The following is a 12,423-nucleotide window of genomic DNA, read 5'->3' as shown; positions in this document are numbered from 1 at the left end:
TTATTTCTTTCTTAATACTACTGCGCTGCGGGCAGGGATGTATAGTTTCAGCCACTCTTTTCCCTCTTTTTTATACAAGGGGTCAAAGTTAGTAAAATGTTGGATATTATCATCCGCTAAACCGAATCCTCCGAAGCGAAGATCGTCTGTATTCAATACCACCTCGTATTCGCCTTTAGGGGTAAGGAAGCCGTAATCCGTGTAAGAACGGTTGGGGCTGAAGTTGAACACAAATACTAAATCCTCACGCATAAAGGCTAATGTCTGGTCGCCATCGCTGTCCCATATTTTAAGGATGGGGGTAGACTGGAAGTCTTTTACACTCTTGATAATTTCAATCATTTCGCGGTCGAAGTCTCCCAGAAAATGATACTTCAGATCCGGGTTGTCTACCAGATCCCATTGGCGGCGGGCATATTTATGCGACCATCCGTTCCCTTCACGTGGGAAGTCCACCCATTCGGGATGTCCGAATTCGTTGCCCATAAAGTTGAGGTAGCCGCCATTGATGGTAGCTGCCGTAACCAGCCGGATCATTTTGTGCAAAGCCATTCCGCGCTCTACTGCAAAGTTATGGTCGTTGGCAGACATGTGCCAGTACATATCGGCATCAATCAGGCGGAAGATAATGGTTTTGTCTCCTACCAGCGCTTGGTCGTGACTTTCGGCATAGCTGATTGTCTTTTCGTCGGCGCGGCGGTTGGTTGTTTCCCACCAAATGGACGAAGGGTGCCAGTCTTCGTCTTTCTTTTCCTTTATAGTCTTGATCCAGTAATCGGGAATATTCATTGCCATACGGTAATCGAAGCCATAGCCTCCGTCGCTTATTTTAGCGGCCAGGCCGGGCATACCGCTTACTTCTTCGGCAATGGTAATGGCGTGTGGCTTTGCCTCATGTATCAGTTGGTTGGCTAGTGTAAGATACATAATGGCATCGCCATCCTGATGGCCGTTGTAGTAATCCCCGTAGTTGGAAAAGGCTTCACCCAGTCCGTGGCTATAGTACAGCATGGAGGTAACCCCGTCGAAGCGGAATCCGTCAAACTGATACTCCTCAAGCCAGAATTTGCAGTTAGACAACAGGAAATGTAGCACCTCGTCCTTTCCATAGTCGAAACACAGAGAGTCCCATGCCGGATGTTCGCGTCTCGAACCGGAGTAAAAATACTGATTATACGAACCGTCGAAGCGCCCCAAGCCTTCTATTTCGTTTTTAACAGCATGGCTGTGGACGATATCCATTATCACGGCAATACCCATCGAGTGGGCTTCGTCTATCAGCTCTTTCAGTTCTTCGGGCGTGCCGAAGCGGGAAGAGGCGGCAAAGAAACTACTCACATGGTAGCCAAACGATCCGTAATAAGGATGCTCTTGTATAGCCATGATCTGTATGGCATTATAGCCGTCTTTCTGTATCCGGGGCAGTATGTTTGTGCGAAACTCGCTGTACGATCCTACTTTCTCCTCATTTGTGCTCATGCCGATATGGCATTCGTAAATGAGTAGGGGAGAGGTGTCCGGTTTGAAATCCGTATGTTTAAAGGTATAAGTATGCTCAGGGTTCCATACCTGTGCGCTGAATACTTTCGTGTGTTCATCCTGTACTACCCGGCGTATCCAGGCCGGGATGCGTTCTCCACATCCGCCGTCCCATTCCATCAGCAGTTTGAATAAGTCTCCGTGGCGGAGCATTTCCTCGCCCAGAGTGATTTCCCAGTTGCCATGTTCCAGTCGCGTCAGGCGATATCGTTCATCCTTTTGCCAGCCATTGAAGTCACCTATCAGGTAAATAGCTGTGGCATTGGGTGCCCATTCGCGGAAAACCCATCCGGAGGGTGTTTTATGCAATCCGAAGTAGAGATGCCCGGAAGCAAAATCCTTTATCGTTTGCTTACCGTTATTTGTCAGGCACTTTTTCCGTTCAAGGTAGTATTGATGCCGTCCGTTAATCGCTGCTGCATAAGGAGATAACCAGGGATCATTTTTAATTAAATGGAGTGATTGCATAATTGTCAGCATGAATTGGTTTGCTGCAAAGATAACTACAAGAAGCGTAAATAATGCACGTATGAATGATATTTTATCTCTTTACAAAAAAAATGAGAGGGATACCTTCACAGGCGTCCCTTCTCCATAGACTAACCTTAAATTAACTTGGCGTTAACTTAAGAAAGATAAGATATCTTCTTTCACGCTTTGCGGCGTGAGGCATTTCGTATTTTTAGCGGGGAAACCCCGAACTGTTCTTTGCAGAAGCGGCTGAAGTGTCCGGCATAGTGGAAACCGTGTTCCAGCCAGATCGTTTCCAGGGGCTTCTCTTTTTCTTCTTTCAGGCTGAAGTAGATATGTCCGGCTTTCTGTTTGAGTAGCCATTGGTAAGGAGAGAGTCCGAACTCTTCCTTGATCCGGCGGCTGAAGGCGCGGCTCTCCATTTCCAGCAAGGCGGCAAGGTCTTCAGCCTTGTTTACTTTCCGGTAGTAGCGCAATACTTCCAGACGAAAAGTGGGGTCGCTACCTACCAGCGGATAGAGTAGAGCAGCCACTTCCTGTATGCTGTAAAAGGCTTGTAGCAAGAGGAAAAACTCCTGATACTTCACCCTTTGCAAGTCTAAATTGTCTATTCCTGCGTTAAAGTATCCCAATAGCAATGTCAGGAATTTCTGCATTGGCTCGCGCAGAGGGATGGGTTTTAAGGTATATTCCATCTCGCTGGCAGCATGGTGCAAATCTGCCATATAGGGACCATTATAGTCTGCCGGAAGGCTGTAAAAAGAGAAGCACACCAGCTTACATTCCGACAATGCTTTGCATTTTACATTTGCCCCCAGGGGTATCAATATACATTCATTAGCCTGTATTATCTGCTGTACAAACTGGTTACAGCTCACCTGTAGGCTTCCTTCCATAAGCAATAATAGGTGGTTATATTCCCGTCCGGCGGGAGCATACAAGGCATCGGCTTTCAGGTTTAGTAACCTGAAGCCTTCCGCCTTTAGAAAAAGGTTTTTATTTGTTTTATGACAAACTGATGTAGCAGGCTGCATTACATTCATTCTATATTTCTCTTTTAATATCCCATTACGGATATGTTATGGTTTACGGGCAGCATACCGCTTCCTACCTTCACCCGCAGTGTCTCCTCACCTATCTTATTACCCTCGGCATCGTAGAACGATACTGTAACAACATAGTTACCCCGTTTGGGATAGGTATGATTTTTGGAGTGACTGCTACTTGTTCCATCCACCAAAGCACTGCCATCACCGAAATCCCACTTGCTGGAATTTACTTCTCCGGTCGTGTCGTCGATGGTTACTGTATACGATCCTTCTTTGTTGATGATCAGATCGGTTGAACCTGTCAAAGAGGTTGTAAGTGATCCACAATTACCCACATCTACTTTTACACGCGAAGATTCGCAGCCTGCTTCGTTGACAGCTTCTACCCAATAAGATGCTGACCCACTAAAGGTCGGCGAATAGGTACTCCCCGTATGAACCGCAGTTGTACCTGTTGATGTACTATACCACTTGAAGGTAGCTTTGTTATCTTTCGAAGAGGCCGTCAGAGTTGGAGTTTCACAAGCACCGGAAGTAGCGACGGATAATATAGTTGGGGCAGAGAGTACGGTTACCTCTAAGGTTTGTCGTTTGTCCGCTACTTCTGTGTCGTTAGCCTGGAACGATTTTACAGTAATTGTATAGGTTCCTGCAGTTGCATAGGTATGAGGTTGTGTTTGCGTACCTGTGGTATTTGTGTTATCTGTTATAAGAGTGCTTCCGTCTCCGAAATCCCATGTTGTATAACTCAGCCCGTAATTCCCTTTAACAGTTAATTCAAATGTCTGTGAAGTATTTGCACAGAATGATTTAGGCCCTTGTATGGATACTGAAAACCAGCTGGCGCAAAATGAAGGCAATCCCATTCCCGACTGCATCCCTTCCGAAAGAAAATTCTCCAACTTGTAAATTCTCAGATTATCAAATTCTTCAGGATTATCAATCACATGAAGATCCCGGGTTCGTGCAGATTCATCCCCTCCCGGAGATGCTAAGTATGAGCAATAAATTCTACCATCAGCTCCTAATTGAAGTCCTCCGTGCAAATCTAAATCATAAACCTTTTGAGGAGGGTACATGAATTGGCCATAAGATTCTGGAATAGCCAAAGTGGCCTCCATGTCAATCACATGTAGTTTCTTGCTCCCCATCTCAATATTCATTACATATAAATATTTTCCGGACGGGGAAAATTCTACACCATAGGGTGCGAAATTAGCACTATTATAGAGATGTTTATTACTGAATATTCCGGTATTATTATCAAAATCACCAAACAGTAAAGAATTACCACTTACCCAAGTTCCCCAAGCAAAATGTTTACCGTCTGGAGTCATCTTTATGTATCCTTTTGCACCATTATAAGTAAGTGATGGTCCAATTGTGCTAATTATAGGTGTTGATTTGTGTACACTATCCGCTGTGACTAACCAGGCATTCATCTTTCCACTTCCAGGCACTATAACCCAATAATCTTGTTTATTTGCATGCGGTATCGCTGTTATACTTTCAGACAAACTCATTTTCATGCCATGCACGTTCACTCCCGGGTCTCCATTCAATAATTGAATGTTTTTTTCAACTACGCTCCCTAATCCGCTATTCAGATTCATATCTACAATTGAGTAAGCAACTATTGGTATTAGTTGATCTACATTAGGTTGAGCTCCTATAGAAGCAACTACATACTGATTGGGGTGTCCCGGATAAGGAAAAATAATACCCGATTGGGGTGATGACAGATGACCTTTTAAATCATCAGCCATTATTCCATGATTCTTATTCCATAGTGTCACACCATCGGAATACATTAGTAGATTTCCTTCCGAATCAGACAGAGAAAAGCAACCTTCCAATTGATTCATTTGACCTCCGGATAAAAGTGCAGGAAGTCCAACTAGTGTAGAGTCTGCCACTCCGGGTATAGCAGCTGTAGCGTTAAAACTTCGTGTCGAATTCCAAGTCAAGCCTGCTCCAATCCCCCAATACCAGTTGTGGGTCTCTTTCTGGGCATGGGAAGCAAAGATGACTGTCAACAGCAGGCAAGTTATATATATAATTCGCTTCATATTTTCTTTATTTGATTACGAACACTACATTGAGGAATGATGCGGGACTGGTGATTTGTGACTTCACTTTGTAGCTTAGCTTTCCTGCAGTGCTAACAGTTACGTTTTCAATTGTATTTGGGTCGTAGTAGGTTACTACATAATCCAGTTCACTTGCTGTATATAACGTACCTGCTGCTTTTGAAGGTATTTTTGTTAGTGAAGCATTACTGCTTACAAAGGTCGTATTACCTGTCTGGGTAAACTGTCTTACATACTCTGCATACAGGTTTATCTGGTCTGTTTGTCCTACTGCTTTGAGTGGGATGTTGAACGAAGGGATGTAGAAGTACTTTTCGGCAGCGGTGGCATCACCTCCTCCGGCTCCTATCTGTGCCCACTTGGCACCGTCCCATACGTAGACACCTTTTTTAAAGTCGCCTGTTGTGGTAAGGTTATACACTACCAGTCCGGCATGCGCTGCCTTAGTAGCAGCTTGATTGGTACTATTCCATTCCGTATCGCTGGTACCGATGAAAGGCTGTAAGGTAGTTGTAGACACTAAGTTCACTCTTGGCAAACCCAAGCCTCCCTTGGTAGACGTTACATTCGTAGTTGCATCGGCTGCCTGGCTTTTGATTTCCAGCAGCGCTGCTTTGGCCGGAGCTACGTCCGAGCCTACCGTTACCTGTCCGTAAGCCGATCCTATTCCGGCCACAGCTACAAGCAGTAAAACAAGTTTCAATTTCTGTATCATAATCTATTTATTTTATTTTAAAAATTACACGTAAAAAAAGCGTATAAGGCTTTCTTTTAATTGGCTTACACACTTTTATAGAAAGACAAGAAATCCGAAAGGACTTGTATTTCCTTCACAGCCTTATTGTGCTGAAACACAGCAGGGTGTAAGCCAATATGTCAAAGAACGTTTTTGTAATGGTTAATTATTAATGGTTAATGGTTTTATCATTAATAATTAACCATTAATACAGGTGTATATTCGGGTTTACCGGCATGGAGCAGTGATCCACATATATTTGCAGCGTTTTAGAGCCATGGGGTATTTCCGTATCATTGGCATCATAACATTTTACAGAAATAGTATATGATCCACTTTCCGTATATATATGTGGCTTTGACTGCATGAGACTGCTACCGCCAGTTTCTATTGAACTGCCGTCTCCGAAATCCCACTTGGTATATGATAAATCAATACCTGTGTTTGTGATGTTTAAGATAAATAACTGATTGGTATTGAGACAAAAATGCCGATTCCCTATTAAATTGGAATCGTAAAAATAATTAGCAAGGAAGTTCGGTAGTGCGGCTCTCGCACTAATATAATCTGAAAAAAGAGATGTGTTGGATATATGATAAATTCGTAAGTTTTCAGCCTCATCCGGATTTTCTATAATATCCAACCCTTCTTTATTTTCAGAAATGAATATTCTTCCATCAGGTGTTAGTTGAGCAGCTCCCATGTACATATTACTTGTATAAGACGCTTTAGGTATGGCGTTTTCGGGGTCGTTTTTCAATTCTTCAAAATCAAAAACTTCCATTAGCCCCCAATAATCTTGACTGGAAGAATAGATAGCGACACCATTAGAAGTTGTGTACAGGTATTTTCCGGAAGGCGAGAATTCTGCAGAATAAAAATATACCGGCTGATGCACCATCGGTGTAGGTGTAATTGTTTTTTTTAGTGTCCTGTATTTAATATTAGTTACGCTACCTGTTGACGGATTAAAATCACCCAAAAAGAAACAACCATAACCACCTGTTATTGTAGCATAACCTGAACCCCATAAAATCGTACGGCTATCTTTTGAAAATTTCACATATCCATACGTTCCACCATCAGTAAAAGATTTAATGTTAATGGGCAACGTGGATTTAACAGGGCTTGTGGCTTGCACCCCGGAAGATGTAACCCGCCAGGCATTGAAAGCGGTTGTCCCTGTTCCTGTTCCTGGCGCGACCACCCAATAATCGCTACCATTTGAATGACGGATAGCACTTACAGATTCTCCCAGTTTTCCTGTCTGTCCTGAAAATGTACCCGTACTAGTAACGGCTCCGTTTTCATGTCCGCCATTTGTGGCCGGATTCATATCAATAATCCCATACATCATAATATTATCAGAATATGGCGATATTGTTATCATCACATATTTACTTGAACTACCTGGGTAAGGAAAAAATATTCCACTCTGAGCAGAGTCCTCATCCCCAGAGAAGTTGCCTGCTTCGCCACCCGGCATGATTGCATGTGTTCTATCCCACACCTTACTACCATCTGAATAACAAAGTAAATTTCCTTGTGGGTCCGAGATTGTAAAGCAACCTTCTTTTGTCTTCATCCCTGATCTTGCTTGTATAGGCATGATTAAAGGACTATTTTCTGTTGTGCCGTATACACCTTGTCCATTCAATGTACATATATTATTCCAGGTTAAACCAGCTCCGTCCCCAAAGGTCCAGGTCCAGGTCTCTTGTTGTGCCTGCCCGGAAAGGGCGATAATCGAGAGCAGGCAGGCTATATATATTATTCTGTATTTCATATTGCTGATTTTTGATTTATTCTTTAACTACAAAAACGATAGTCATAAACGAAGTGGGTGATGGGTCGGTGTCGAGTACTTCGTAGGTCATAAGGCCGGTAGGGCTGATGCTGTTTACCGTTATCACGCTGGCATCGTAGTTTACGACTACATAATCCAGTTGTGTCGGGGTGTAAAGTGTGCCGATCTCAGGTGCGGGGACGGTCGTTACCGATGAATTGCTGGTTTTGTATAGCGTAGTATTCAATGACTGGGTGAACTGTTTCTGGTATTCGGTGTATAGGTTGAAAGTTTTACCCGTTCCGACGCTTGTCATCGGCAGGTTAAAGGCGGGCATGTAGAACCATTTCTTGCCACCACCTGAGCCGCTATCGGCTCCTTCGGCTGCTTCTGTCCACTTTTCTCCATCCCATACATAGATGCCTTTTTTGAAAGGGCTTGTTGTGGTGAGGTTGTAGACCATCAGTCCGGTATGGGCTTTCTTATCGTCTGCGGAAAGGGTTTCGGTGATAAAGGGCTGTAAGGTTGTTGATGATACTAAGGCTACCCTTGGTAGTCCGAGGCCACCGGAGTTGTCTATCTGTAGCAGTTTCGCCTTGTCGGGTGCGGCAGTTGAGCCTATGGTCACCTGTGCCGAAGCGGCACCGGCAAAAACGGCTGCCAGGAATATTGTTATTATTAATCGTTTCATATGCTGTGTATTCCCTTATTTTACATATAGTTTTACTGACTTGTTCTCTGTGCGGATAAAGTATACTCCTGTATCCAGTCTTCTCTTGATCTGCATAGTAGGGGCTATTACCTTTTCTTTTGTTATGAGTAAGCCCTGGGCATTGTAAATCCAGAGATTTTCTCCCTCAAGGCCTTTAATATTTGTAAGGCCGTTTTCATACCAGGCTGACAGTTCGCTACCAACTATTTCTTCCGTTCCTGTAGGATTGCCGCTAAAGTGAAGGACGAAACGCGTAGGGCTATCGCCGGGAGCAGAGGTAAAGCGGTATACCGGACTACGGAAGAAGCTGCTTTTCTTGCCTGTTTTACTGTCTTCTATGGTAACATCATACACCGAGCGGAGCGATTCCAGACGGCTGGCTTCGAGCTCTACCTCCTGTGCTTCGAGTGAAGGTTCGAAGTACATTTGCAACTTCGTGGTAGTAGCCGGAAGCACATTTGTTGTCAGCTCCTTGCCGTCTGCCGAGCGAGTGTATAGCTGGTTTACGCCGCCGGTACGGTTAAACAGCTTCTCTGCATCGTAGGTGTCGGTTGCTTTGAGGGTAGCTCCATTACGGAAGACTACACACATGCGATCGAAACCGCCTGTTGTCATATCGCGTGCTTCGAGCAGCAGTTCGTCTACGGGTTCGTATGCCGTATTGCTGCTTCTGAGGTATAGTGTTGCACCGTGGGTACGTTTGCTTTCGGGTATCTTAAAGGTACTTAAAGCCGCACCATTATTTTTGAGTACGAACATCTGCATGGGAGCAATAAGGTTACCCCTTTCGTGGAGGGTCGTTGCTCCTTCGGTCTGCCCTACCAGGTAGGTGGCACCGAATTTGAAGGTAACTCCGTCTGTGCTGTTTCCGTAAGCTCCGGGTGACAATACATAGTATTGCTGTGCCACATCCGTGCCGGTAATACCCCATGCTGAGCGGTCGGTTGTAATGAGGTCTGCCAGGTTAAGGGGTACCATAAAGGGATTCCCCAGGTAGTTGTATCCTTTTTGGAGGGTCATGGTAACATCGTCTTTTACCAATTCTTCGCCTGTAAAACGGTCTGTTTCGCCAACGAAGGCTCCAATCGTTTTTGAGGCAATCGTATGACGGTTGAAGGTAAAGTTACCATCCTGTACAGCGTCTGCCAACTGGGCGGTATTATAGTCGCTGTGGAGGATACCTCCGGGTGCTGCGCCATAATATGTATCGTTAGTATATGGCACCAACTCCTGCCCCAGTATGTAGCCTGTCCCGGCTGTCAGGGGGCGTTTGGGATTGGTGTTCCAAAGTTCATAACTATTACCTTTAAACAGTTCCGTTTCCGAGGGGATAGACAGGAAATGGAAAAAGAAATAATCCGCATACATGGTTTTGAATGGAGAGGTAAAGCCAATCAGGTGCCCCTGGCGTTCGCCCAGGGCAAGGTTTACCTGTATATTGGCTTTGGCATTGGTATTGGCAATAGCCGAAGCCCCGTCTTCTATCCATAAATGGGCTATGCGGCTCTCATTACTGTCTCCGTTTACAGTATCTGAATCAAGCACCAGCCTTCCGTTTGGGAAGGTCACGTTCTTCACCTGTGCAGCCGCCGAGGGGGTAATCGTTACTGTTCCCGCTGAACTAGTGTTCTTTATAACAACGTTGTTTGGGAAGAGTATATAATTGTTCTGTTTGCTGGCATTGCTCCCAAAGGATACGGTTTGTGCCGCTGTCCCCCTGAACTCAAAGGTGCCGGCGCGAGTGCCGGAATTAAAGACCTTGGAAGTACCGGTCACATCATTTATAAAATCACCTGTCAGGATGGTCTTTCCCGGATGTGCAATATCCGATACGTCGTATGCCTTGAAGTTTCCCATGATATAGAGAGCCGTATCAGAAGCAACTCTTCCCACGTACATCTCCCCACTGTTCCGGAGCACCACCTGTGCCTGTCCCGTCAGGGGCAAAGCCGAGAATAGGAAGAGAGAAGCCAGAGAATATATTATTTTAGTTTTATTCATGATCATTAATCGTTAATCGTTAATCACTAATCGTTCACCCGTTATTTCACCAGTTTGATATCCTTCACGCAGCGAATATTGGCACCGGGAGTTGTAGCTGTAGATGTAGAAGCGTTAACCGTAGTGCCGCTTGCCGTCCAGTAAGGATAGTTTGTCCCTGAGTTGATCCACAGGTAATTCTTCGATGTATCCGGTATTCCTGTTGAGCCATCAAGGATACCGTTCTGGAACTCGTTGATTGTAGCAGGTAATGTCCACTCGTAGCTGTCAGTGGCTACGGGTATGCGCCATCCGGTGGGGCAAGGGTCGTTGTATTCGGCTTTGCTTTTGTCTCCTGTTGCCGTCCAGCGTGTAGCAGAAAAGGAACCTGTCAGCCAATGGGTACCGGTATAGAATACCGTAGGGTTCTGTATAACATAGGGTTCTGTATTGGCTGTTGTCATGGCCTCACGCACGACTGCTCTTGGCGATGCGTCAGTTAGTTCTTTCGGGAAGGGGTCTTTACGCCCCCACTGATAGAACATACCATTGTTTGCCGTGTATTTACCCAGTACCGAACGCATGAGTTTAGATCGGTTTGGGTCGTGGAAACTTGCATCCATATCCGATGTGCCCGCCATGGACCATACATGCCAGCTCCAGATTACTTCCATAGGGGTATCACTACCTACCCAGCCAATGCCACTACCCTGTACCAGGGCAATCACGGCATTGCCGTCGAATTGTGTACCATCGGAAGTAGCCGTTACGGTTACATAGTTGCCACTAAGCGAGGCCGTAAAAGTAACAGGTGATGACCCTTTGGCTTCATACCATAAGACGCGGGCAGCGGTCGGGTTGATCGCCCCTCCTCCCAGGGCTGCTTTGGCAAAGGGCACAGGAAGCCTGACGGATGCCGTATTGCCTGTCCCGAAGCGTATCAGGTGGCTGTTGGCTCCCCCGCTCTGACGTACCTTGACTGTCAGGGTAAGCATGCCCGATTTGAGGGTAATACTTCCTGAGCGCTCCGTACCGTTAAGGTTCTCCTCCGTCACACGGATGATGAGCGAGGAAAGTTTTCCTGCAACATCTGTTTTACTTACCGAGGTTTTATTGGAACCATCGTAGAGGGTAAACCAAGAGGGTGATCCGTCAATGGTAGCTGTCCAGCTTGCATAAGTGGTGAATAGCTTGAGTTCATATTGATCTTTTGCCGAAGCTTCCATACTCTTGCCCACTAGTACCTCGTCCCAGTCGAAAAGGATTTCACTGGCACTGATACCAAACATATCGGTATCATTGTAGGCTATTTCATTGATCTCGGAATTTACGTCCTCCACAATAAGGTCTTTACCGATGATGGATGGTTCTGCATCCTTGGCTTCCTCTGGAGATCCGTAACCGTAACTCTTTACATTAGTAATATTGATACGGTAGGCATGGTTTCTTTTAACCGGTATAAAACTGCCGCTGTTGGCAAAGTCGATACGGTAATAACAATTAGCCTGTCCCTTGTAAGTTGCTTTTACGACCAGGAAAGCCGGGTCATTAGTCGACGATTTGATGTCTGACTCGGGAATATAAATAGCCCCAAGAAGCTTGCGCTGATCGCTTACAGTGTAACTTTGCTCTGCATGCCTGTCAGCATGTGGCCTTGGCTTTGCTATCGTGGTAACGTCAATACCGCTTTCTTTCATATAATCACTGTGCGGTGTGAGGTAACCCTTGTCTGCCGCATTGCATACATATACTTCGTTGATTTTAAAGTCACCGGCCAGTGATGATGTTGTAATATCCATATCAACTCCCACGTCTACCCGTGCCATTGCCCGGAACATATTGACTGTAATAGCTCCCGTGCTTTCATTGATAACGATCGAATCCTTCATCTGCCCCCACATGGGAAAAGCAGGATCGGATGATGATAGCGAATTTTTTCTCCATGAAGCCGCTGAAAAATCTTTACTGTTAAAGAGTTCTGTCAGACTTTTTCCTTCCTGTCCCGTAGAGGGTATACTTATGTCCGAAGGCATGTTGGCGACCAGCACCAAACGCTGTTT

General features: G+C 45.3%; 8 protein-coding genes. All 8 read right to left on the bottom strand.

What is annotated here, in order from left to right; genetic code table 11:
• Nucleotides 1-2,007, bottom strand: coding sequence for an alpha amylase C-terminal domain-containing protein (locus M2470_RS16820; RefSeq protein WP_280746213.1), 2,007 nt, complete (start codon nucleotides 2,005-2,007; stop codon nucleotides 1-3).
• A 182-nt stretch (nucleotides 2,008-2,189) separates the two neighbouring features.
• Complete coding sequence (locus M2470_RS16815; RefSeq protein WP_280746170.1) at nucleotides 2,190-3,053, bottom strand: helix-turn-helix domain-containing protein; 864 nt, start codon at nucleotides 3,051-3,053, stop codon at nucleotides 2,190-2,192.
• A gap of 14 nt (nucleotides 3,054-3,067) precedes the next feature.
• Nucleotides 3,068-5,128: a PKD domain-containing protein gene (locus tag M2470_RS16810; RefSeq protein ID WP_280746169.1), complete on the bottom strand. Its 2,061-nt coding sequence runs from the start codon at nucleotides 5,126-5,128 to the stop codon at nucleotides 3,068-3,070.
• Between the two features lie 7 nt (nucleotides 5,129-5,135).
• Entirely contained in the window at nucleotides 5,136-5,864 is a 729-nt protein-coding gene (locus M2470_RS16805) for a hypothetical protein (RefSeq protein ID WP_280746168.1), read from the bottom strand.
• Nucleotides 5,865-6,090: 226 nt separating this feature from the next.
• On the bottom strand, nucleotides 6,091-7,671 hold the full coding sequence (locus M2470_RS16800) for a PKD domain-containing protein (RefSeq protein ID WP_280746167.1): 1,581 nt from the start codon (nucleotides 7,669-7,671) through the stop codon (nucleotides 6,091-6,093).
• Between the two features lie 16 nt (nucleotides 7,672-7,687).
• On the bottom strand, nucleotides 7,688-8,362 hold the full coding sequence (locus M2470_RS16795) for a hypothetical protein (RefSeq protein ID WP_280764401.1): 675 nt from the start codon (nucleotides 8,360-8,362) through the stop codon (nucleotides 7,688-7,690).
• Between the two features lie 15 nt (nucleotides 8,363-8,377).
• Entirely contained in the window at nucleotides 8,378-10,384 is a 2,007-nt protein-coding gene (locus tag M2470_RS16790) for a T9SS type A sorting domain-containing protein (protein WP_280764400.1), read from the bottom strand.
• A gap of 41 nt (nucleotides 10,385-10,425) precedes the next feature.
• Nucleotides 10,426-12,423: hypothetical protein (locus M2470_RS16785; RefSeq protein WP_280764399.1), on the bottom strand; the 1,998-nt coding region annotated here is incomplete at its 5' end.

Source organism: Parabacteroides sp. PH5-46 (assembly GCF_029892785.1).
Lineage (GTDB): Bacteria > Bacteroidota > Bacteroidia > Bacteroidales > Tannerellaceae > DFXE01.
This window is presented reverse-complemented; position numbering and strand designations above follow the sequence as displayed.

Bases quoted from the DNA above. Each gene is read 5' to 3' on its own strand.
- M2470_RS16810 (WP_280746169.1), bottom strand. From the start codon at position 5,128: ATGAAGCGAATTATATATATAACTTGCCTGCTGTTGACAGTCATCTTT.
- M2470_RS16805 (WP_280746168.1), bottom strand. From the start codon at position 5,864: ATGATACAGAAATTGAAACTTGTTTTACTGCTTGTAGCTGTGGCCGGA.
- M2470_RS16820 (WP_280746213.1), bottom strand. From the start codon at position 2,007: ATGCAATCACTCCATTTAATTAAAAATGATCCCTGGTTATCTCCTTAT.
- M2470_RS16795 (WP_280764401.1), bottom strand. From the start codon at position 8,362: ATGAAACGATTAATAATAACAATATTCCTGGCAGCCGTTTTTGCCGGT.
- M2470_RS16790 (WP_280764400.1), bottom strand. From the start codon at position 10,384: ATGAATAAAACTAAAATAATATATTCTCTGGCTTCTCTCTTCCTATTC.
- M2470_RS16815 (WP_280746170.1), bottom strand. From the start codon at position 3,053: ATGAATGTAATGCAGCCTGCTACATCAGTTTGTCATAAAACAAATAAA.
- M2470_RS16800 (WP_280746167.1), bottom strand. From the start codon at position 7,671: ATGAAATACAGAATAATATATATAGCCTGCCTGCTCTCGATTATCGCC.